The organism is Bradyrhizobium sp. USDA 4341, from assembly GCF_054063755.1.
In genome coordinates this window covers 2,432,830-2,453,836 of the sequence record NZ_JBSSGO010000002.1, presented here as the reverse complement: position 1 = coordinate 2,453,836, position 21,007 = coordinate 2,432,830, and the positions used below count along the sequence as shown (strand labels likewise).

The 21,007-nt window shown below is 64.8% G+C and carries 18 protein-coding genes and 1 other RNA gene; 12 read left to right on the top strand and 7 right to left on the bottom strand.

All coding sequences use genetic code 11. The features are described 5' to 3' along the window. Positions 1-259 precede the first annotated feature (259 nt). Both ACVIGB_RS17670 and ACVIGB_RS17665 read left to right on the top strand, forming a co-directional pair. Positions 260-3,196, top strand: coding sequence for an Ig-like domain-containing protein (locus ACVIGB_RS17670; RefSeq protein WP_456721668.1), 2,937 nt, complete (start codon positions 260-262; stop codon positions 3,194-3,196). Between the two features lie 85 nt (positions 3,197-3,281). Beyond that, the gene (locus ACVIGB_RS17665) at positions 3,282-3,638 is read left to right on the top strand and encodes a PKD domain-containing protein (protein WP_143046658.1); all 357 of its coding nucleotides are present in this window, start codon (positions 3,282-3,284) and stop codon (positions 3,636-3,638) included. A gap of 12 nt (positions 3,639-3,650) precedes the next feature. Here the strand turns inward: ACVIGB_RS17665 and ACVIGB_RS17660 are convergent, their stop codons facing one another. Together ACVIGB_RS17660 and ACVIGB_RS17655 are read right to left on the bottom strand one after the other, a co-directional pair. Next, positions 3,651-4,721, bottom strand: a complete 1,071-nt coding sequence (locus tag ACVIGB_RS17660; protein ID WP_456721669.1) for a helix-turn-helix transcriptional regulator — start codon at positions 4,719-4,721, stop codon at positions 3,651-3,653. Between the two features lie 138 nt (positions 4,722-4,859). Further along, positions 4,860-5,507, bottom strand: coding sequence for a TetR/AcrR family transcriptional regulator (locus tag ACVIGB_RS17655; RefSeq protein ID WP_456721670.1), 648 nt, complete (start codon positions 5,505-5,507; stop codon positions 4,860-4,862). A gap of 190 nt (positions 5,508-5,697) precedes the next feature. Here ACVIGB_RS17655 and ACVIGB_RS17650 point away from each other — a divergent pair, with 190 nt between their 5' ends. The 4 genes from ACVIGB_RS17650 to ACVIGB_RS17635 all read left to right on the top strand — a co-directional run bounded on the left by ACVIGB_RS17650 (position 5,698) and on the right by ACVIGB_RS17635 (position 11,679). Continuing rightward, positions 5,698-7,014: an HlyD family secretion protein gene (locus ACVIGB_RS17650; RefSeq protein WP_456721671.1), complete on the top strand. Its 1,317-nt coding sequence runs from the start codon at positions 5,698-5,700 to the stop codon at positions 7,012-7,014. 50 nt (positions 7,015-7,064) lie between these two features. Continuing rightward, complete coding sequence (locus ACVIGB_RS17645) at positions 7,065-8,654, top strand: DHA2 family efflux MFS transporter permease subunit (protein WP_456721672.1); 1,590 nt, start codon at positions 7,065-7,067, stop codon at positions 8,652-8,654. 239 nt (positions 8,655-8,893) lie between these two features. Then, positions 8,894-9,427 (top strand): REP-associated tyrosine transposase, encoded by a 534-nt coding sequence (locus ACVIGB_RS17640; protein ID WP_456725148.1) that lies wholly within the window; start codon positions 8,894-8,896, stop codon positions 9,425-9,427. A gap of 452 nt (positions 9,428-9,879) precedes the next feature. Further along, a complete protein-coding gene (locus ACVIGB_RS17635; protein ID WP_456721673.1) occupies positions 9,880-11,679 on the top strand; it encodes an ABC transporter ATP-binding protein in 1,800 nt (599 codons plus the stop codon). 50 nt (positions 11,680-11,729) lie between these two features. Here the strand turns inward: ACVIGB_RS17635 and ACVIGB_RS17630 are convergent, their stop codons facing one another. After that, positions 11,730-12,473 (bottom strand): sulfite exporter TauE/SafE family protein, encoded by a 744-nt coding sequence (locus ACVIGB_RS17630; protein WP_456725149.1) that lies wholly within the window; start codon positions 12,471-12,473, stop codon positions 11,730-11,732. A 189-nt stretch (positions 12,474-12,662) separates the two neighbouring features. On the opposite strand from ACVIGB_RS17630, the gene ACVIGB_RS17625 reads away from it, so the two are divergent. Continuing rightward, positions 12,663-13,394 carry an alpha/beta fold hydrolase gene (locus ACVIGB_RS17625; protein ID WP_456721674.1) on the top strand — a complete coding sequence of 244 codons (732 nt, stop codon included), beginning with the start codon at positions 12,663-12,665 and terminating at the stop codon, positions 13,392-13,394. Positions 13,395-13,413: 19 nt separating this feature from the next. Here the strand turns inward: ACVIGB_RS17625 and ACVIGB_RS17620 are convergent, their stop codons facing one another. Both ACVIGB_RS17620 and rnpB read right to left on the bottom strand, forming a co-directional pair. Next, the gene (locus ACVIGB_RS17620) at positions 13,414-13,593 is read right to left on the bottom strand and encodes a hypothetical protein (RefSeq protein WP_176529816.1); all 180 of its coding nucleotides are present in this window, start codon (positions 13,591-13,593) and stop codon (positions 13,414-13,416) included. A 101-nt stretch (positions 13,594-13,694) separates the two neighbouring features. Beyond that, positions 13,695-14,109, bottom strand: an RNA gene (gene rnpB / locus ACVIGB_RS17615) — RNase P RNA component class A. Between the two features lie 147 nt (positions 14,110-14,256). On the opposite strand from rnpB, the gene ACVIGB_RS17610 reads away from it, so the two are divergent. Together ACVIGB_RS17610 and ACVIGB_RS17605 are read left to right on the top strand one after the other, a co-directional pair. Next, complete coding sequence (locus ACVIGB_RS17610) at positions 14,257-14,616, top strand: YciI family protein (RefSeq protein ID WP_021077249.1); 360 nt, start codon at positions 14,257-14,259, stop codon at positions 14,614-14,616. A 69-nt stretch (positions 14,617-14,685) separates the two neighbouring features. Further along, on the top strand, positions 14,686-15,921 hold the full coding sequence (locus tag ACVIGB_RS17605) for an RNA polymerase sigma factor (protein ID WP_456725150.1): 1,236 nt from the start codon (positions 14,686-14,688) through the stop codon (positions 15,919-15,921). Positions 15,922-16,002: 81 nt separating this feature from the next. Here ACVIGB_RS17605 and ACVIGB_RS17600 read toward each other — a convergent pair whose 3' ends face one another. Next, the gene (locus tag ACVIGB_RS17600) at positions 16,003-16,227 is read right to left on the bottom strand and encodes a hypothetical protein (protein ID WP_092115929.1); all 225 of its coding nucleotides are present in this window, start codon (positions 16,225-16,227) and stop codon (positions 16,003-16,005) included. 185 nt (positions 16,228-16,412) lie between these two features. After that, a complete protein-coding gene (locus tag ACVIGB_RS17595) occupies positions 16,413-17,264 on the bottom strand; it encodes an N-acetylmuramoyl-L-alanine amidase (RefSeq protein ID WP_456721675.1) in 852 nt (283 codons plus the stop codon). Between the two features lie 487 nt (positions 17,265-17,751). Here ACVIGB_RS17595 and rsmH point away from each other — a divergent pair, with 487 nt between their 5' ends. From rsmH to ACVIGB_RS17580, 3 genes are read left to right on the top strand one after another with little or no spacing between them, the layout of a single operon-like run. Further along, positions 17,752-18,747: a 16S rRNA (cytosine(1402)-N(4))-methyltransferase RsmH gene (gene rsmH / locus ACVIGB_RS17590; RefSeq protein ID WP_456721676.1), complete on the top strand. Its 996-nt coding sequence runs from the start codon at positions 17,752-17,754 to the stop codon at positions 18,745-18,747. A 2-nt stretch (positions 18,748-18,749) separates the two neighbouring features. After that, the gene (ftsL, locus tag ACVIGB_RS17585) at positions 18,750-19,202 is read left to right on the top strand and encodes a cell division protein FtsL (RefSeq protein ID WP_456721677.1); all 453 of its coding nucleotides are present in this window, start codon (positions 18,750-18,752) and stop codon (positions 19,200-19,202) included. An 11-nt stretch (positions 19,203-19,213) separates the two neighbouring features. Then, the gene (locus ACVIGB_RS17580; RefSeq protein ID WP_456725151.1) at positions 19,214-20,971 is read left to right on the top strand and encodes a peptidoglycan D,D-transpeptidase FtsI family protein; all 1,758 of its coding nucleotides are present in this window, start codon (positions 19,214-19,216) and stop codon (positions 20,969-20,971) included. The last annotated feature ends 36 nt before the right edge of the window (positions 20,972-21,007 follow it).

The window sequence follows — 21,007 nt, the reverse complement described above, 5'->3', positions numbered from 1 at the left end:
TTTCGACGAATTCATCTAACAATTTATGGTTTTGTCATAGTTAGAAACACGTTTGACTTGTAGTTGCCACAAGCCTAACAATCTCGCGCGCCGCCGCGGATTTCAGGTGCGGTGCTCGTGAATCCCGGATCCAGCGGCTTTTGCGTCGCAAATTTCGAAATCGGAATCACCCTCAGCAGAAAGGATTGCATCTCGCGTCAGCAAGACAACTGAACGGAATTGGGGACGTTTTTCATTTCACCCAAAACGGAGTTTTCCCATGACTCAAGTTGTTAATCTGTCCGGTAATCCAGATATCGATGGCATTCTCTGGGGATGGGAGTGGGGTTCGGGCGGCGCGCAGAATCTGACGTTTTCGTTTCCCACCGGCACCGCTGAATACGGCTATCAGGAGATCGACAATTTCAGCGCGTTCACCGCGGCACAGCAGACGGCGGTGCGTACGGCGCTCACCAACATCGCAAGCTTCACCAATCTCACCTTCACCGAGACGACGAGCGCCGGCGCGACGCTGCGCTACGCGAATGCCGACAAGATCGACTACACCGACGACAGCAGTGTCGCCTTGCACACTGGACTGCACGTCCCCGGCAACGCGCCCGGCACCGCGGAGGCCAATCCGCCCGAACTGGGCTACAACGGCAGCGCGCCGTTCTCCGCGATGGGCGCGCAAGGCGACGCATGGTTCGTCACCGGCGGCTACACCAATCCGGTGCTCGGCAGCTTCCAGGATGCGGCCGGCATCATGCACGAGACCGGCCATAATCTCGGCTTGAAGCACGGCCACGTCACGCAGGACGGGCACGGCGTGACGTTCCCCGCTCTGCCGGCCGATCACAATTCCTACGAATACTCGGTGATGACCTACAGCCAGTTTCCTGGCGACAATGCGACCAATGGTGACAACGCGCCCGATCATCCGACCACCTACATGCAGGATGACATCGCCGCGCTGCAGTACATGTACGGCGCGAACTATGGCGCCACGGCGCACAACGGCAACACCACCTATACCTGGAGCCTGACCACCGGCGAGGAGTTCATCGATGGCGTCGGGCAGGGCGCGCCGCAAAGCAACTTCGTGCTGATGACGCTGTGGGATGGCGGCGGCACCGACACCTACGACTTCTCCAATTACACGACCAACCTCTCCATCGATCTCAATCCCGGTGCCTGGACCATTCTGGACACCAGCGCGGCGCACGCGCAGCGCGCCGATCTCGGCAATAACGGGGCGGGCGGTGCTGAGTATTTCGCGCGCGGCAACATCGCCAATGCGCTGATCGATCCGAACAACCCGACCGAGACCGCATCGTTGATCGAGGACGCCAATGGCGGCTCGGGCAACGACGCGATCGTCGGCAACGCCGCCGACAACGTGCTTCGCGGCAATGGCGGCAACGACACGATCGACGGCGGGGGCGGCACCAACACGGTGGTCTACAGCGGCACCCGGCTGCAATACATCGCGACCCTGCTCGGCAGCGGCGCGATCCAGATCGCCGACCAGCGCGGCGGGTCGCCTGACGGCACCGACACCGTCACCAACATCCAGAAATTCGAGTTCGCCGACGGCACATTCAACGAGACCGAGGTGCTGAACCGTCCGCCGGTGCTGTCGCCCGATCTGGGATCCCCGCATCCGCTGACCGAATTGGCCAACACCACCAATTCCGCCTCGCTGCAGGAACTTCTCGGCACACTGACGTTCACCGATGCGAATGCCGGCGACACTCACACCGCGAGTGAGGCGTTTGATACCGCGACCTGGTCCGGCGGCGTCACGGTTCCGCTCGCGACGCAGGCGGCCCTCGCAACGGCGCTGACCGATTCGATCGGCGTCGACGGCACCAGCGGGACGCTCAACTGGCAGTTCGACCTGGCGGACAGGAATCTGGACTTCCTGGCGGCCGGCGAGACGCTGACCGTGGTCTACGACGTCACGGTGGCCGACCACCACACCGGCTCGAACGTCAGCGACACCTCGACCCAGCAGATCACGGTCGTCTTCACCGGCACCAATGATCCCGTGTCGGTGGTGCCGGCACTGTCCAACCTGACGGGGACGATCAGCGAATTGCCCGGCGTCACCGGAAGTTCGACGCCGGATGCGACCTCCGGCGCGATCGCCTTCACCGATCCCGATCTCAACGACCGGCCGACTGCGACGATCGATGCCGCCGGCGAGACGGTGACCTGGCAGGATGCGACGCACGACTACACGTCGGAACTCACGCCGGCACAAATCGCCTCGCTCGAGGCGGCGTTTACGATCGCGCCCGAGGCCGGCAACAGCAACGCAGGCAAGATCGACTGGAGCTACAGCATCGTCGACAAGGATCTCGATTTCCTGTCGGTCGGCGAGAGCCTCACCGTCACGGTGCCCGTCATCATCGACGATGCGCATGGCGGGGCCGTCACCCAGGATGTCGTCCTCACCATCAACGGCGCCAACGACGCGCCGATCGCGGTCGCGGACAGCAACGGCACGGCGAAGAAGTCGACGCTGTCGGTTGACGCGTCGCACGGTGTGCTGTCCAACGACACCGATCCTGACATCCACGATCAGGGTCACTCGGTGGTCAGCGCCGTCGACGGGGCGGCCGGCAATGTCGGGCACACCATAGCCGGCACCTACGGCTCGCTGACGCTGAATGCCGACGGCGGCTATGTCTATGTCGCCAACAAGGGGGGCTTGCCGTCGCAGATCGTCGCGCAGGACACCTTCGCCTACACGATTGCCGATCCTCATGGCGCAACGGCGTCGTCGACGCTGAGCATCGTCGTGTTCAATCCCGGCGTCGATTACCAGGCCGGAAGCCATACCACGCTGAATGGCGGCAACGGCCAGGACGTGCTCGACGGCTCGGCGGGGCACGACATCCTGATCGGCGGCAATGGCCCGGACGTCCTGATCGGCGGCGATGGTGACACGCTGACCGGCAACAACGGGCCGGACACGTTCCTGTTCCGCCCGCATTTTGGCACCAACGTGATCACGGATTTCGATTCGCACAATGACGCCGTGCAGCTCGACAAGTCGATCTTCGCCACCGTGAACGACATGCTGGCCAATCACACGGCCGATACCGCCGCCGGCGCTGTCATAACGGACGCGTTCGGCGATACGATCACCTTTGCCGGGATCAAGGCGGCGGAGCTGCAAGCGCACGCAGGCGATTTCCATCTGGTCTGAGCCGGAGGAGGTCGTCCTGCTGCTTGATTCATAAAACCACCCGCCGCAATCTGCTTGCGGCGGGTGGTTGATCGGGACATTCGAAATGACGTGGCGTTTGCCGGCATTTGCCATCTCCGCAATCACCCTTGGTGTGATCGACATGACCGCGACGACGCAGATGAACGCGACAAGTGCTCTTGCCGCTTCGCCGATCTCGGGCGCGGCGCCGCTCGAGGTGACCTTCACCGGCATGGGGCCGGGGATGCCGGAGGGGGTGGTCGTGCTCGATTTCGGCGATGGCCGGACCGATGACACGATCTCACCGATCCGCGGCTTTCAACGGACGCACGTCTATCGCGCGGCTGGGTCGTATACGGCCGTGCTCAAGAGCGGCGCGTACGGCGGTCAACGCCCGGCCGTGCTGGGCGAAATCGGGCGGGTGAGCATCATTGTGGATTGAGTCGAATCTCTCTCAGGCGATCCGAAGGACGAGGTTGACCAGTTCGGGCTGGCGGTGCGTGCCGGTTTTGGCGAAGGCCGACTTCAACTGGTTGCGTGCCGTGTCGCGAACGATCCCGAGCCGTTCGGCAGCGTCGGCGATCGAGAGGCCGCCCGCGAGCAGCGCCACCAGCCGCGCTTCTGCCGGCGTGAGGCCGAATGCCTGCGCGATCATGCCGGGCTCGGGCATCGCGCGTGGCGTCAAATTGACGAAGACCAGCATCGCCCGCGCGCCGAGGAAGACGTTGCGTGCCGCACCGTCGATCGGCAATACGCGCAACACAACAGGCCCTTTGTGCGTACGGCGGATCAGGATCGGCTCGATCGGCAGCGCCGCGCGCTCGGGTGCGGCGCGGATCAGATCGACGACTTGATCAAGCCGCGCCTGTGCCGCCCTGTCGCGCACGATCAGCCGGCGATCCCTGATCCTGATGTCCGCGTCGAAGCCGGCATCGGCAGCTTCGTTGCGATCGATCACGAGGCCTGTGCGATCGAGTGCGACGGCCGGCTGCCGCACCCGGTCGAGAATGCCGGTCATGGAGGCGAGCGCGATGCGGCCGACCGCAGTCGACAGCGTCGCTGTCTCCGTCAGGCGCGGCCCCAGCTGAGCCAGAAGCCGCGTCTCGCGTGTCTCGAAATGTCCTTCCTCCCCGGTGCGCTGCAACGTCAGCACCCACGGTGCGCTGTCGGCCCAGAAGCCGATGCCGGCGAACCACTTGAAGCCGAACGGATACAGCACCTCATTGTACATCGGATCCGACCGGATCTGCTCGGGCGTCAGCAAGTCCTGATCGGTGATCACTTCGCCGGCCATGGCTCGCGGAACGCCTGGAGCGCGCGAATCCTGCTCATGCCAGTTGTGCGCGAAGTAGAGCTGCACCATTTCTTCGGTCGACGCGGTGCGCGGCACGTCCGGGGTCCGCACGTCGCTTTGCAGCAGCACGGCGCCGGTTGCGCCCACCGCTTCGCAGATCGACGTCATGATGTCGGTCCACGCCGTCGGGTCGACCACTGCCTCCCCCAGCCGCGCCATCACGCTGGACATTTGATCTGGGTCGATATCCCCGTTCATGCAGGGAATTGTCGCGCGAGGTGGCGTCGCGCGACAAGCGCCAAGTTGCGGTCCTACCAAAAGAAATAGTCGGATTGGACCTTCACTCGCCTGTCTTGCGACGGCGGGGGATCAATTCGCCTGCTTCGGCCGGTATGCCGCGAAGAACACGCGCGTCGCGCTGTCGACGACGGTTGCGATCCGCTCCGGCGAGGGCGACGGATTGGCCTGGAAGATGAACGCCTGGAACAGCGTTGCCTGGCACATCTGCATGAACTGCCAGGCCGCGAGCTGATAGTCGTCGATCTCGAGCTCGCCGAGCGCGGCGCGCGCCTCGAGATAGGCGGCGAAGCGGTCGACGGTGTGGGCGATCACATGGGTGTAGAACCGGCTGCCGAGCTCGGGCATCCGCTCGGCGATCGCCATCACGGTGCGGATCGCGGAGCCGCCGCCGGGCCGGCACAGCACCGCGACATAGGCACGGCCGAATTCGGGGAGGGTGGTGTCGACGTCGCGTGCCGGATCGAAGTTGAAGGCGACCTTGCCCTGCTCGCGCTTTTCCTCCTCGACGATCGCCGCGAACAGCCCGGCCTTGTCGGGGAAATACACGTACAGGGTGCCCTTGGAGACGGCGGCGGCGCGGGCGATCTCGCCCATGCTGGCGCCGTCGAAGCCAAGCTCCAGGAATACCTTGCGGGCGCCGTCCAGGATCTGGCGGCGCTTCGAGGACTCCTCGTCGCCGATGACGAGGTGGAGGGGGTTTGGGGGCGCTGCAACCATTGATTTAGCTTCTCGCCAAAGAACTCAACCCAGAATCAGTCCGGGAAGAATCGAAGCCTTATAATCCGCTGGGCGGGAATGTAGATTGACCGAACCGTTCGGTCAATGGTATTGGTGGGAGTGACGATGCGCCGCACGGCCCTTCTTCCGCCATTGCGCGCGTCAAGATTTTTGGTGGGGAGCCTCGGTTATGGCCGCAGCACGGGATCAGGCTGCACGCATTGTTCGTTCCGGGCCTGAGATGGCCGCGGACGCGGTGGCGCGCGACGCGTCCGCCGATCTCGGCGACCAGGCCAGAACTGACGAAGCCAAAAGGGCCGACGAAGCCAAGAGTCCCGGCGACAAGAGTCCCGCCGAGGCGCCGCCCGCTTCTGCGCCCGAACAGCCGGCGGCGTCGCCCGCTGCCGCAGCGCCGAAATCCGGCAAGCGCCGATTCGTGATGATGGGCGTGCTCGGGCTGCTCGCGCTCGCCGGCGCGAGCTATGCCGCCTATTACCTGTTGATCGGGCGCTTCTACATCTCGACCGACGACGCCTATGTCCGCGCCAACAACACCATGCTCGGCGCGCGCGTCGCGGGCCATATCGCGGCGATCCTGCCCGGCGACAACGCGGTGGTGCGCGCCGGTGATGTGATCTTCCGGATCGATGACGGTGACTATCGCATCGCGGTCGACGCCGCGCGCACGCGGATCGCGACCCAGCAGGCGACCATCGAGCGCATCGGCCGCCAGGTCGCGGCGGCCGAAAGCTCGGTCGAGCAGGCGCAGGCGCAGCTCGTCTCCGCCGAAGCCGGCCTGAAGCGCGCCGATCTCGATTTCGATCGCCAGCAGGCGCTGAGCACCAAGGGCTTTGCCTCGCGCGCCACCTTCGAAGTCTCCGAAGCCGGCCGCGACCAGGGCGCGGCCGCCGTGCGGTCGGCGCAGGCTGCCTACAACGCCGCGAAGAGCAACGTCGATGTCACCAAGGCGCAGCAGGCCGAAGCCCGCGCCCAGCTCGCCGAATTGCAGACCCAGCTCGCCAAGGCCGAGCGCGATCTCGATTTCACCCAGGTGCGCGCGCCGGTCGACGGCACCTTCTCCAACCGTCTCGTCAACACCGGCGATTACATCAATGTCGGCCAGCGGCTCGGCAATGTGGTGCCGCTCGACGGCGTCTTCATCGACGCCAACTACAAAGAGACCCAGCTCAAGCGCATCCGCACCGGGCAGCGGGTGACGATCAAGGTCGACGCCTACGGCTTCCGCAAGTTCACCGGCATCGTCGACAGCATCTCGCCGGCCGCGGGCTCGGTGTTCACGCTGCTGCCGCCCGACAACGCCACCGGCAACTTCACCAAGATCGTGCAGCGTCTGCCGGTCCGCATCCGGGTGCCGAACAGCGTCGCCAAGCAGGGCATGCTGCGCGCCGGCATGTCGGTCTACACCACCGTCGACACGCGAGAGGGGGCGGCCGATGCCGACGCCGATACCGACCTCGACGCGCCGATGATGATCCATCCGCAGTGATGCCTTGAAGCTTCGGACCGCAAGTTCGAAGCGCGGAGCCTGATGAGCCCATGGCCGACGCGACCACTGCCTCTCCCTCGATGATGACCGGCGCTTCGGAGTCCGAGCGGCTCCAGCCCAAGCGGGTGGTTGCGTTCATCATCATGGTGTTCGGCATGTTCATGTCGATCCTGGACATCCAGATTGTCTCGGCCTCGCTCACCGAGATCCAGGCCGGCCTGTCGGCGTCGTCGACCGAAGTGTCGTGGGTGCAGACCGCCTATCTGATCGCCGAGGTGATCGCGATCCCGCTGTCCGGCTTCCTGTCGCGCGCGCTCGGCACCCGGCTGTTGTTTGCGATCTCGGCGTTCGGCTTCACGGTGTCGAGCCTCTTGTGCGGCTTCGCCTCCTCGATCGAGCAGATGATCCTGTGGCGCGCGCTGCAGGGCTTCCTCGGTGCCGGCATGATCCCGACGGTGTTCGCCTCGGCCTACACGATCTTCCCGCGCTCGAAGTTCTACATCGTGGCGCCGATCATCGGGCTGGTCGCGACGCTGGCGCCGACCGTTGGGCCGACCGTCGGCGGCTACATCACCGATCTGATGTCGTGGCACTGGCTGTTCTTCATCAACATCGTGCCCGGCGTCATCATCACCATCGGCGTGCTGGCGCTGGTCGATTTCGACCAGCCGAACTTCGCGCTGCTCGATCGCTTCGACTGGTGGGGTCTGATCTTCATGGGCGGCTTCCTCGGCTCGCTGGAATATGTGCTGGAGGAAGGCCCGCAATATGAGTGGCTGCAGGACACCTCGGTCGCGATCTGCGCCGCGATCTGCTTCCTCTCGGCAATCGCCTTCTTCTGGCGCGTGCTGACTGCGGAGGAGCCGATCGTCGATCTCTATGCCTTCAGCAACCGCAACTTCGCGGTCGGCTGCGTGCTGCAGTTCTGCATCGGCATCGGGCTCTACGGCCTGACCTACGTCTATCCGCGCTATCTTGCCGAGATCCGCGGCTACAGCGCGCTGATGATCGGCGAGACCATGTTCGTCTCCGGCGTCACCATGTTCTTCATGGCCCCGGTCGTCGGCCGGCTGATGCAGAAGGTCGATCTGCGCTACATCATCGCCTTCGGCCTCGTCACCTTCGCGCTCGGCTCCTGGCAGATGACCTGGATCACCCGCGAGTACGATTTCTACGAGCTCCTGGTGCCGCAGATCCTGCGCGGCATAGGCATGATGTGCGCGATGGTGCCGACCAACAACATTGCGCTCGCCACGCTGCCGCAGGACCGCGTCAAGAACGCCTCCGGCCTGTTCAACCTGATGCGCAATCTCGGCGGCGCGGTCGGGCTTGCCGTGATCAACGAGGCGCTCAACGACCGTACCGACCTGCACATCTCGCGGCTGCAGGACCGCGTGACCTGGGGCAACGCGACCGCGGTCGAGACCCTCAACAATTTCACCCAGCGCCTGCAGGGCATGGGCGATTCCGCCACCATGGCGATGAAGCAGCTCTCGCAGCTCGTGCATCGCCAGGCGCAGGTGATGAGCTATGGCGACGCCTTCTTCATGCTGTCGCTGTTCTATGTCGGCCTCAGCCTGCTGGTGCTGTTCGTCAACAAGCCGCCGTCGATGACCGCAGGCGGCGGCGACGCGCATTGATGCGGGTGCTGTTGTAGCCCGCATGAGCGAAGCGACATGCGGGGACGAACCTCGCCAGGCTCATCCAATCGCGCCGGGTGATCGCGAAGCAGCCCCGGATATCGCTTCGCTCATCCGGGCTACCGAACTTCGAGGCCCGGATGTCGACGTGTATTGACGAGTGCACCAGACAGTCTGCAATAATCTGACGTCGTAGCCCGCATGAGTGAAGCGATATGCGGGATGCTGCGGGGCACGGGATGGTCAGATACCGGCGCAACTTCATTCCTGGCGGTACGTTCTTCTTCACAGTCACGCTCGATGACCGGCGATCGAGATTGCTTGTGGATCACGCTGCTGCACTCCGAGATGCGTTCGGCACGGCTCGTCGGGAACGTCCATTCACAGTCGACGCGGTCGTCGTGCTCCCCGATCACCTCCGCGCGATCCTCACACTGCCGCAAGGCGATCCCGATTTTGCGGGCCGCTGGCGTCGCATCAAAGGACACTTCAGCAGCCAGTTGCTTGCTGCCTCGATAGAGTTGAAGCGTCGCCCGAACGGTGAATTGGCGCTTTGGCAGCGGCGGTTTTGGGAGCACACCATCCGGGATGAAAATGATTTCGCGCGGCACGTCGATTACATCCATTTCAACCCCGTCAAACATGCCTTGGTGCCGTGTGTAAGCAATTGGCCGTACTCATCGTTCCATCGCTACGTGAGGGCTGGGCTATTGCCGCGCGATTGGGGAGGCGATGCAGCCGACGTGGGAAATTTTGGAGAGCGCGACGTATGATTGAAGCAGCGTGCGCTGTTCGGGGAGTGATCCCGGATATCGCTTCGCTCATCCGAGCTACGAAAGTGTGCCGATGTCGCGCATTGAGCGCATCGGCTTTGCGCGCGGTGTGCGCCCGGTCGCGGGCAGAGCGTTGCATCGCCGACACATTGGCGCACTCACGCGCTTGTCATCTTGCCAATTGCGCGTGATGCATTTATAAGCAGCGCATTCCTTACTCGAACCCGGGAGATGCGCATGAAGTCGTTTATTTCGCAGATCGCGCGCCCGCGTTCGACGGTGCTTGACGCGCCTTCGCGTTAGCTCCCGGCGCTGATCGGGCCTGATCCCCGATCACCTAAACTTCCCAACACGTTATCTACAATTTCCAGCGACATAAGCGGCCGGATTCCGTCCGCCTGTCGCCTCAGATGGAGCCGGCTTGCGCTGCAGAAGCGTGGCCGGAATGTGCCATGACCTCTCTGACGAACAAGCGACCGGCCGCGATCCGGATCGTCCTGCCATTCGTATTCCGCCATTGGCTGGAGCAGCCGCTGCGCGCCTTCGCCGTGACGGCGGGCTTCCTCGGTGCGACCGCGGCCGACCTGTTCATGCCGGTGTTCTCCGGCCATCTGGTCGACGCGTTGACCGCGGGCGCCACCGATGCCGCCGCGCGCCATGCGGCGATGCTGGCGTTCGGCGCCATCGTCGGCCTCGGCGCGCTGTCGCTGCTGCTGCGGCTGGTCGGTATCCAGACTATCGTGCCGTTCACGCTGAAGACGATGTCCGATGTCGGGCAGCAGGCCTTCATGCGCGTGCAACGCTTCTCGACCGACTGGCACGCCAACTCGTTCGCGGGCTCCACCGTGCGCAAGATCACGCGCGGCATGTGGGCGCTCGACCTGTTGAACGACACCATCCTGATGGCGCTGTTGCCGTCGCTCGTCGTGCTGCTCGGCTCGATGATCCTGCTCGGGCTGCACTGGCCATCGCTCGGCGCGGTGATTGCCGTGGGCTCGGTGATCTATGTCGCGATGACCATGGTGTTCCAGGTGCGCTACGTCGCGCCTGCCGCGCGCGTCTCCAATGCGTGGGACACCAAGGTCGGCGGCACGCTGGCCGATGCCTTGACCTGCAACGCGGTGGTGAAATCGTTCGGCGCCGAGACGCGCGAGGATATGCGGCTGGACGGCGTCATCAGCCGCTGGCGCCGGCGGGTGCGGCGGACCTGGTTGCGCTACAACCACACCTCGACGGCGCAGCTCCTGGTGCTGCTGTGCTTCCGCGCCTCGGTGATCGGCGGCGCGATCCTGCTATGGGCGCAGGGTCACGCCACGCCGGGCGACGTCACCTATGTGCTGACCAGCTACTACATCATCCACGCGTATCTGCGGGATGTCGGCATGCACATCAACAACCTGCAGCGTTCGGTGAACGACATGGAGGAGCTGGTGCAGATCCATGGCGAGCCGCTCGGCATCGTCGATGCGGATGACGCGAAGACGATCGACATCCAGGGCGGCCGCATCGTGTTCGACGACGTCACGTTCCACTATGGCGGCCATCGCTTGCCGCTCTATGACGGGCTATCGGTCGACATCGATGCCGGCGAGCGCGTCGGCCTCGTCGGGCGCTCCGGCTCCGGCAAGACGACCTTCGTCAAGCTGGTGCAGCGGCTCTACGACGTCTCCGGCGGCAAAATCCTGATCGACGGTCAGGACATCGCCAGGGCGACGCAGCAATCGCTGCGCAGCCAGATCGCGATCGTGCAGCAGGAGCCGATCCTGTTTCACCGCACGCTGGCGGAGAACATCGCCTATGGCCGGCCGGGCGCCAGCATGGAGGCGATCGAGCAGGCGGCGCGGCTTGCCAATGCGCACGATTTCATCATGCGGCTGCCGAAGGACTACGGCACGCTGGTGGGCGAGCGTGGCGTCAAGCTGTCGGGCGGCGAGCGGCAGCGCGTGGCGCTGGCGCGCGCCTTCCTGGCGGATGCGCCCATTCTGATCCTGGACGAGGCGACCTCGAGCCTCGATTCGGAATCCGAGGCGCTGATCCAGCAGGCAATGGAGCGGCTGATGAAGGGCCGCACCTCGATCGTGATCGCGCACCGGCTGTCGACCGTGCGCAGCATGGATCGCATCCTGGTGTTTGATCGCGGTGAGATCGTCGAGCAGGGCACGCACGAGGTGCTTGCGGCACGGCAGGGCGGCATCTATCGCGGCCTGTTCGAGCGACAGGCAACCGAGTTCGGCCAGGCGGCGGCGGAGTAAGTGATGGCGCGTGGCTGATGGACCGATGTCCGTCAGCCGCGCGCTGTCGGCTATTTCGGCGCCAGCCCGTTCCACACCAGCGCCACGCCGGACAGGAACAGCAGCACCAGCACGACGTCGGAAAAATTGCGGTCGCTGAGCGCGTGGTAGAGGCGCGCGCCGAGCCAGGCGCCGAGCAGCGTTCCTGGAAACGCACAGGCCGTCAACCAGATCAGTTCGGGCTTCACCAGGCCGCTTGCGATCTGGACCAGAAGCGCGGCCGCCAGGATCGTGAAGTTGAAGATCTGAAACACGCCGCGGCGTTGCTGCTTGCCCCAGCCGCGCAGGCTCGCCCACAGGATCGGCAGTGGGCCGGACAGTCCGGCGAGGCCGCCGAGGATGCCGCCGGCAAATCCGATCGCGCCGTCGGCCCATTTGCCGCCAAAGGCGATCGACATCGGCTTGCGCTGCAGGAACAGCAGGGTCGGGAACACCAGCAGGAAGACGCCGATCGTCAGCTTGAAGACTTCGGGGTCGGCGCGGGCGATCAGCAAAATGCCGATCGGCACGCCGGCGAGGCCCGCGATGACGAACGGCCAGACCAGGCGGAAATCGATGGTCTTCCAGATCGACGGCAGCGTCGACACCTGCGCGATGACCGAGCAGACCAGCACCAGCGGCACCGCAAGCGTCGGCGGCAGCACATAGAGCCAGATGCCGAGCGCCATCAGCGCGGTGCCGAAGCCGGCAAGACCGGAAACGAAACCGCCGGCAAGCGCGCCGAAGAACAGGACCGCGTAGCTTGCCGGGTTCAGTTGCTTTCTCCTTCGTCGTCATTCCGGGGCGTTGCGAAGCATCGAACCCGGAATCTCGAGATTCCGGGTCTGGTCCTTCGGACCAGACCGGAATGACGATCATGTTTTGCCGCGACGTTTACACGACGCGGGCAGCGGGTACACTTCAAAATCGCGGCTCATCAACGATAATCGAAGTGGAAGCATCCCATGACTGCGAGCGTGTCGACTGGGCGTTCGTCCAAAACCTTTCTGGTCTGTCACGGCGCCTGGTCGGCCGGATGGGCGTGGAAGAAGATGCATCCCCTGATGCAGGCCGCCGGGCACCGGCTCGTGACGCCGAGCTACACCGGGCTCGGCGAGCGCGCGCACCTGGCGCATCAAGGGCTCGACCTGGAGGCGCATATCCAGGACGTGCTCGGCGTCATTTCGTACGAAGATCTGCGCGACATCGTGCTGGTCGGCCACTCCTATGGCGGCATGGTCGCGACCGGCGTCGCCGACCGGGTGCGTGAGCGCATCGCGCAGATCATCTATATCGACGCCTTCGTACCGCGCGACGGCCAGTCCCTTTTCGACCTCAACGAGTCGGCCATCGAGACCATGCGCGAACTCGCTAGCGACGGTGACGGCTGGCGCATCCCGCCGATGCCGACGCCGCCGGATACGTCTGCCGCAGATGTCGAATGGCTCACCGCGCGCCGCGTCGACATGCCGATCAAATGCTTCGAGCAGAAGCTGAAGCTGCAACACGGCGAAACGAATTTGCCGCGCAGCTACGTCTACGCCACCCGCACCACCCAGGCCGATACGTTCGGCCAGTTCGCCAGGCGCATCAAGAATGAACCCGGCTGGCGCTATTTCGAGATCGACGCCAGCCACTCGCCGAACGTCACCGCGCCCGAGGCGCTGATGGCGCTGCTGCAGGAGATCGTGGCCTAGTGTCCGAAGTCGACGGCTTCTACTTTTCTGAGTCGCTATCCTTGAGTTGAATGCCCTCGGTCCGCAGAGCCGCGAAGAGCGCTGCGATATCGTCGGGCTCCATGCTGTTCGGGCACAGGCCGTTGAGTTGTTCGGTCGTGATCGTGCCGGTGGTCCTGGCGATATCTCGCGCCTTCGCCATGATCTTCTGAAGGTCCATCTGCGATCCTCCGCGGGGGGCATTCTAGCAAATGGGATGCACGCGCGGCGGCCAAAATGGCGAAGGGCCCGGCGTGTTGCGCCGAGCCCTTCATACTCCAAAATATCAGCCGGCCTGTAAGCCGGGTTCTGTAGGGCACCATTCTTGCGAATGGTACGCGACGGCCATTCCTCTGGGACAAGGTTTGCACCTTGCCTCGAGCAACCTACCCGGACAGCGGGCCTGACATCGCCCTGCGGTGTTATCGCGCGTGCGCGAACTAACCGCGTTGCCGTCCCTATTCGGTTTTGCTCCCGGTGTGGTTTGCCATGCCGTCTCCGTTGCCGGAAACGCGGTGCGCTCTTACCGCACCTTTTCACCCTTGCTACCTCCGAGAAGGGAGCGGTTCGTTCTCTGTGGCACTTTCCCTGGGGTCGCCCCCGCCGGACGTTATCCGGCACCGCATGTCGATGGAGCCCGGACTTTCCTCCCCCGCGGCCTTTCGGCGCTTGCGGGAGCGGCCGTCCGGCCGACTGACCCGCACGGCATGGGCGTTTCCGCCCGATCCGTCAAGCGGATAACGGCGGCCAAGGCGGCCAAAATAATTTATCCTGAAGATGTCGTTTGACCTGCCGTCCGTTCGACTGGGTGTCGGCGATCCAGCCGATCAAGAGGAGAGATGAGATGCAATATTTGCTGCTGATCTACCGGAGCGACGCGGAATATGGCCGTATGAATGCCGACGACCGCAAGGCCGTGACGGCGGAGTACGGCGCCTACACCCAGTCCATCATCCAGAGCGGGCACTTCAAGGCGGGCGACGGGCTGCAGCCGGTGTCGACGGCCACCACCGTGCGGGTTCGTGACGGCAAGACGCTGACGACCGATGGGCCGTTCGCGGAAACCCGCGAACAGCTCGGCGGCTACTATCTGGTCGAGGCCAAGGATCTCGACACCGCGCTCGGCCTTGCGGCGCGGATTCCCGGCGCCAAGACCGGCTCGATCGAGGTCAGGCCGGTGATGATCTACGACAACCCGCGATGATGCCATTATCGCATCATGAATGCAGCGGCCGCGTAACCTGGCGCGGTCGCTGAACGACGATTGATGGCCATGACCCCCAGCCAGATCGAGAAAATCTTCCGTGACGAGGCGGGCCGGGCGCTCGCAACGCTGATCCGTCTCGTCGGCGATTTCGATCTGGCCGAGGATTCCCTGCAGGATGCCTTCGCGGTCGCGCTGCAGCGCTGGCCGATCGGCGAATTCCCCGCCAATCCGCGCGCCTGGCTGGTCAATGTCGGCCGCAACAAGGCGATCGACCGCGTCCGCCGCGCGGTTTCGTTCCGCGGCAAGCAGCAGCAATTGACGCATCACTTGTTGTTGGATGCGGAGGCGTCGCCCGAGCCGGCCGATGCGACGCTCGACGACGACATGCTGAGGCTGATCTTCACCTGCTGCCATCCGTCCTTTGCCGCCGAGGTCCAGGTTGCGCTGACCTTGCGCACGGTGTGCGGTCTGACCACCGCGCAGGTCGCGCGCGCCTTCCTGGTGAGCGAGGACGCGATGGCGCAGCGGCTGTTGCGCGCCAAGCAGAAGATCAAGCTCGCCGGCATTCCCTATGAGGTGCCGGAGCGCGAGGCGCTGGAGCCGCGCCTTGAGGGCGTGCTTGCCGTGATCTATCTCGTCTTCACCGAGGGCTATGCCGCGACCGCCGGCGAGGATCTGATGCGGCCCGATCTTGCGCGCGAGGCGATCCGGCTGGCGCGGCTGCTCGATCGGCTGATTCCGGCGCGCGGCGAGATCAAGGGCCTGCTGGCACTGATGCTGCTGCACGATGCGCGCCGCGCCGGCCGCCAGACCGCAGGCGGCGACATCGTGCTGCTCGAGGAGCAGGACCGTTCGTTGTGGGATTTTCAGCAGATCGCCGAAGGTGTGAGGCTGGTCGAGGAGGCGCTGCAGATGCCGGGCCGGCCGCAATCCTACGCGGTGCAGGCTGCGATCGCCGCGCTGCATGCGCGAGCGCCCAGCTACAAGGATACCGACTGGCCGCAGATCGCCGGTCTCTATGAGGTGCTACTCCGCATCAGCCCGTCACCGGTGATCGAACTCAATCATGCCGCTGCGGTGTCGATGGTCGACGGCCCGGCGCGAGCGCTCGATCTGATCGACGCGCTGGACGCGCGCGGCAGCCTGAGGGGATACGACCAGCTGCCGGCGGTGCGCGCCGATCTGCTGCGCCGCCTCGGCCGCAAGGACGAGGCGCGGCAGGCCTATCTTGCCGCGACCGCGGCGACGCAGCTCGAGCCGCTGCGACGGCTCTACGCACGCCGGATCGCCGAGATGGGCTGACATCGCCTCATCGCGTGCGTGGTCTGTGAGGGCGCGCCGTTCACGTCAACGATCGTCAGCGCGCCGCGCGGCGTTGAACGCTCAGTACCCTGTCTTGGCCTTGGCGCCGGTCGATTGCCCGGTCGTCGTTCCACTCGACATGCCGGTCGTGGTGCCGGGCGCCATCATCTTCTTTTGCGCATGATGGACCTTGTGGGTCTTGTGATGGGTCGACATGGACTTGTCCTGGGTCGACATCGCACCTGCGGCTACTGGAGCTGCGATGAGGCCGATGGCGACAGCTCCGCTGATGAGTGCTTTGAACATGGACGAATCTCCACTCAGACCGCCCCAAATAAGAAGACGGGACACGGAAAAAAGTTCCAGTTTGCGCGTGAGGATTTGGCCGGAAGCGTCATTGCGAGCGGAGCGAAGCAATCCATCGCGCCGCACGCCGAAACGTGGATTGCTTCGTCGCTTCGCGCCTCGCAATGACGATGGAAAGACCGAGCCTACCTCGCCGCATCCGGCGGCAGGCTCTCGAGCAGCGCGTGCAGCGTTGCCATGGTGGAGCGGTCGGCGATCCCGTCGACGCGCTCGGGGCGGAAGTGACGCTGGAAGGCGGTGACGACCTCCATGGTCGGGCCGTCGAACTTGCCGTTGGTCGGGATGTTGTAGCCGTAGCGCCGGAACGCGGCCTGCATGTTGGAGACGCTGTCGCTGATCGCACCGAGCTGCAGCGCGTCGCCGCGCACGATTGGCGCCGGCTGCACCCAATGCCCGACGCCGGAATTGGCCAGCGAGTGCCAGGGGAATTTCTCGCCGGGATCCTTCTTGCGCCCCGGCGCCACGTCGGAATGGCCGAGCACGCGATGCGAGACCACCTTGCGGCGAAGCATGATGCCGCGGCACAGCGCGATGACGGCCGCGATCTGGCGCAGCGGGAAGTCGGGATAGCCCCAATCGTGGCCGCGATTGACGATCTCGACGCCGATCGAGCAGGAATTGATGTCGTCCTCGCCGGCCCAGGCGGCGACGCCGGCGTGCCAGGCGCGCTTGCTCTCAGGCACGCATTGCACGATGCGGCCGTCCTCGAGCACGATGTAATGCGCCGAGACCTCGGTGCCGGCGGTGCAGAGCTGGGTGATCGCGCCCTCGACATCGGGCATGCCGGTGTAGTGCAGCACGATCATGTCGGGCTGCCGGTTGTTGGCGCGATCGCCGAAATTCACCGACGGGATCACGTCGGAGGCGATCGAGGAATCCGGCGTGAACGTCTCCGCGTCGGCCACGCCCTTCGGAACGGGAAGGACGCGCTGACGCTTCGAATCAGCGTTGCCGGACGAGGACGAGCCAGAAGCCATACGAATCACTCAAAACCCGAACCAGGAGAAAGCATTTTGACATATGGATAAACAAATAGGCGTTTACTATTCCTTTACCGTGAGGGCCGCGCAATCGGCCGTGCCGGTTCCAGGTCTCTCCATGAGCCGCGCAATGATGCCCGGAGCGAGGGCCAAGCGTATCACTCGAATGCGGGTCAAAGTCGCGCGATTCCGCTAACCGATCATCAACGTTTTCTTAACGTTAAGTGCCGTTACTGAGAGGTGAAGTGCCGAACCGGTTTCGGGGGGCGGCCAAAGGACGCCACGGCCGGCTGTTGCGCGAAATCCCATGGAAACCCTCCCAATTCCGGTCGGATATCAGGATTTGCGGCCGAGGACGGGAGTTGGCGCTGGTATTACGCAGCGGCCTTTTTGCCGGAACAACCAGCGCGAGGATTCGAGACGCAATGAGTCGGCGCGCAGCCAGCTTGCATGCCAGCAACGCGGCCCTGTCCGGGGGCGGCGCATGAGCGAGCGTGCTCCCCGTCACATTTCCGTGCTGGGCCGCGAGGCGGTCGCCTATCTCGAGCCGCGCGCCGGCGGCATCTATGTCGACGCGACCTTCGGCGCCGGCGGCTACAGCCGCATGATCCTCGATGTCGCCGATACCCGCGTCATCGGCATCGACCGCGACCGCAACGCGATAACAGGCGGCTTCGATCTGGTCGACGGCGCGGGGGGCCGGCTGACGCTGGTCGAGGACCGCTTCTCTGATCTCGCCGAGGTCTGCGCATCGCAGGGGGTGGATCAGGTCGACGGCGTCGTGATGGATGTCGGCGTCTCCTCGATGCAGCTCGACCAGGCCGAGCGTGGCTTCTCGTTCCGCTTGGGCGGTCCGCTCGACATGCGGATGGCACAAAGCGGCCCGACCGCGGCCGATGTGGTCGCAACCGCGTCCGAGAAGGAACTCGCCGACATCATCTATATCTTTGGCGAGGAGCGGCATTCGCGCGGCGTTGCCCGCGCCATCGTCGCCGCGCGCAAGGACGCGCCGATCACGACGACAGAGGCGCTCGCCGACATTGTCGGGAAAGTCGTGCGCGCCAAGCCGAACGAGATTCATCCGGCGACGCGGACCTTTCAGGCGCTGCGCATCTTCGTCAATGAAGAGCTCGATGAGCTCTACCTGGCGCTCGCTGCGGCCGAGCGGGTGCTGAAGCGGGGCGGGCGGCTTGCCGTGGTCTCGTTCCATTCGCTGGAAGACCGCATCGTCAAGAATTTCCTCACAGAACGCGGCAAGGTTTCCGGCGGCTCGCGGCATCGGCCCGAAGTGGCGCAATCCGCGCCGAGCTTTCAGATCCTGACCAAGCGCCCGGTGACACCCGGCGAGGCCGAGGTATCGGCCAATCCGCGTGCGCGATCGGCCAAGCTGCGCGCGGCCGAGCGCAGTGCGGCGCCGGCGCATGCGGACGACGACCTGCCGTCATGGCCGCGGCTGTCCGACCTGAAGCGGGGAGGCTGACGATGCGTCTCCTCCATCTCCTCGTCATCGGCATGCTGATCTTCGCGGCATCCTATGTCTACCGCATCAAGATGGAATCGACCGCGCGCGTCGAACGCGTGCTGCAGCTCAATGCCGAGATCCGCGAACAGCGCAACGCGATCGCCGCCTTGCGCGCGCAGTGGGCCAAGCTCGACGCGCCGCTGCGGCTGCAGGGGCTTGCCGAACGGCATCTGCCGCTGAAACCGGTCAACGCCAACCAGTACGATTCCCTGAAGAACCTGCCGGAGCGGCCGCCGAACTTCACGCGGCCCGGTTCGCGCGATCCGATCGGCGCGATGATCGACACCATCGAGGCCGCCGCCGCGCCCGACAGCACGACCGGATCGATTGACAAGCCGGCGACCGACCAGCCGGCCGCCAACCAGCCTGCGCCCGCAGAAGATTCCGAGCAGGGCGGGGGAGATCAGCAATGACGGGACCTGCCATGACCGATCCGGCACCCGCCAGCGAGCCGGCCGCAAAATCCGCTGAACCCTGGCGCACGCGGCTGATCCGCACGCTGCTGTACGGAAGCAATGTCGACCGCGCCGCGAAGGCGCGCGCGCGCGTCGGCCTTGCGATCCTCGCCTTTGCCGCGGTCTATTGCGTGCTGGCCGGACGGCTGGTGCTGTTCGCCGTCGGCGCCGACAGCCATGGCGCGCGGCGCACCGCCTCGCAGGACGCGATCGCAACCGCCCGGCCCGACATCACCGACCGCAACGGTGAAATTCTCGCCACCGATGTCAAGGCGCCGAGCCTGTTCGCCGAGCCGCGCCGCCTCATCGACAAGGACGAGGCGATCGAGCTCTTGACCGCGGCCTTGCCCGATCTCGACACCAGCGAAGTGCGCGACCGTCTGTCGTCGCGCAAGGGTTTTGTTTGGCTCAAGCGCGAGATCACGCCGAAGCAGCAGCTCGACATCCATCGCCTCGGCCTTCCCGGCGTCGGCTTCCTGCGCGAGAACAAGCGCGTCTATCCGACCGGCAACGAGGTCGCCCACCTGATCGGCCTCGTCAACATCGACAACCAGGGCATCGCCGGCATGGAGAAGTGGCTGGACAATAACGGTCTGGCCGATCTGCATCGCGCGGGCTTCGCCACCGACCGGCTGCAGAAGCCGGTCGAATTGTCGATCGACCTGCGCGTCGAGCATGCGCTGCGCGACGAACTGATCAAGGCGAAGGAGAAGTTCAAGGCCAAGGCCGCCTCCGGCCTCGTCTCCAACGTGCGCACCGGCGAGATCGTGGCGATGGTGTCGCTGCCGGATTTCGATCCGAACAATCCGAAGGAAGCGCACGATCCTGATCGCATCAACCGCCTGACCACCGGCGTCTACGAGATGGGCTCGACCTTCAAGGCGTTCACGCTGGCGATGGCGCTGGATAGCGGCAAGATCAATCTGAACTCGATGTGGGATGCGCGCGGGAACCTGCACTACGGCAAGTTCACGATCCATGACAGCCACACGCTCGGACGTTTCATCAACACCAAGGAAGTGTTCACCTACTCGTCCAATATCGGCGCCGCGCGGATCGCGCTCGGCCAGGGCGTCGAGGCGCACAAGGCCTTCCTGGCCAAGATGGGCCAGTTGACCCGGCTGCGCACCGAGTTGCCGGAGAGCGCGGCCCCGTTGGTGCCGCGCCGCTGGGGCGAACTGAACACGGTGACCATCGCGTTCGGCCAGGGCCTGTCGGTGGCGCCCCTGCAGGCGGTGATGGGCATCAACGCGCTGGTCAACGGCGGCTATTTGATTCCGCCGACCTTTATGAAGCGCACCGAGCAAGAAGCGATGGCGCTGGCGAAGCGGGTCATCAAGCCCGAGACCTCGGACAAGATGCGCTATCTGATGCGGCTCAACGCCGAGATCGGCACCGCCAAGACCGCCGACGTCAAGGGCTACTATGTCGGCGGCAAGACCGGCACGTCGGAGAAGGTGATCAACGGCCGCTATGCCAAGAAGCGGGTGCTCAACTCCTTCACCGCGATCATGCCGGCCGACGATCCGAAGTACCAGATTCTGATTATGCTGGACGAGCCGCAGACGACGCCGGAAACACACGGGTTCATCACCTCGGGCTGGAATGCGGTGCCGACCGGCGGCAACGTGATCGCCCGAATTGCGCCGCTTTTAGGCGTTGAACCGCGTTTCGACCTGCCGCCGTCCGACCGCCTTATTCTTGCGGCATCCAGAACAACCCAGTAAGGCGTATCATCACGCGGCGCCAGAACGGCGCCGGCC

What these genes read in the sequence shown, in the direction of transcription:
- ACVIGB_RS17670 (WP_456721668.1), top strand. Translation starts at nt 260, where the DNA reads ATGACTCAAGTTGTTAATCTGTCCGGTAATCCAGATATCGATGGCATT.
- ACVIGB_RS17665 (WP_143046658.1), top strand. Translation starts at nt 3,282, where the DNA reads ATGACGTGGCGTTTGCCGGCATTTGCCATCTCCGCAATCACCCTTGGT.
- ACVIGB_RS17660 (WP_456721669.1), bottom strand. Translation starts at nt 4,721, where the DNA reads ATGTCCAGCGTGATGGCGCGGCTGGGGGAGGCAGTGGTCGACCCGACG.
- ACVIGB_RS17655 (WP_456721670.1), bottom strand. Translation starts at nt 5,507, where the DNA reads ATGGTTGCAGCGCCCCCAAACCCCCTCCACCTCGTCATCGGCGACGAG.
- ACVIGB_RS17650 (WP_456721671.1), top strand. Translation starts at nt 5,698, where the DNA reads ATGGCCGCAGCACGGGATCAGGCTGCACGCATTGTTCGTTCCGGGCCT.
- ACVIGB_RS17645 (WP_456721672.1), top strand. Translation starts at nt 7,065, where the DNA reads ATGGCCGACGCGACCACTGCCTCTCCCTCGATGATGACCGGCGCTTCG.
- ACVIGB_RS17640 (WP_456725148.1), top strand. Translation starts at nt 8,894, where the DNA reads ATGGTCAGATACCGGCGCAACTTCATTCCTGGCGGTACGTTCTTCTTC.
- ACVIGB_RS17635 (WP_456721673.1), top strand. Translation starts at nt 9,880, where the DNA reads ATGACCTCTCTGACGAACAAGCGACCGGCCGCGATCCGGATCGTCCTG.
- ACVIGB_RS17625 (WP_456721674.1), top strand. Translation starts at nt 12,663, where the DNA reads ATGACTGCGAGCGTGTCGACTGGGCGTTCGTCCAAAACCTTTCTGGTC.
- ACVIGB_RS17620 (WP_176529816.1), bottom strand. Translation starts at nt 13,593, where the DNA reads ATGGACCTTCAGAAGATCATGGCGAAGGCGCGAGATATCGCCAGGACC.
- ACVIGB_RS17610 (WP_021077249.1), top strand. Translation starts at nt 14,257, where the DNA reads ATGCAATATTTGCTGCTGATCTACCGGAGCGACGCGGAATATGGCCGT.
- ACVIGB_RS17605 (WP_456725150.1), top strand. Translation starts at nt 14,686, where the DNA reads ATGACCCCCAGCCAGATCGAGAAAATCTTCCGTGACGAGGCGGGCCGG.
- ACVIGB_RS17600 (WP_092115929.1), bottom strand. Translation starts at nt 16,227, where the DNA reads ATGTTCAAAGCACTCATCAGCGGAGCTGTCGCCATCGGCCTCATCGCA.
- ACVIGB_RS17595 (WP_456721675.1), bottom strand. Translation starts at nt 17,264, where the DNA reads ATGGCTTCTGGCTCGTCCTCGTCCGGCAACGCTGATTCGAAGCGTCAG.
- rsmH (WP_456721676.1), top strand. Translation starts at nt 17,752, where the DNA reads ATGAGCGAGCGTGCTCCCCGTCACATTTCCGTGCTGGGCCGCGAGGCG.
- ftsL (WP_456721677.1), top strand. Translation starts at nt 18,750, where the DNA reads ATGCGTCTCCTCCATCTCCTCGTCATCGGCATGCTGATCTTCGCGGCA.
- ACVIGB_RS17580 (WP_456725151.1), top strand. Translation starts at nt 19,214, where the DNA reads ATGACCGATCCGGCACCCGCCAGCGAGCCGGCCGCAAAATCCGCTGAA.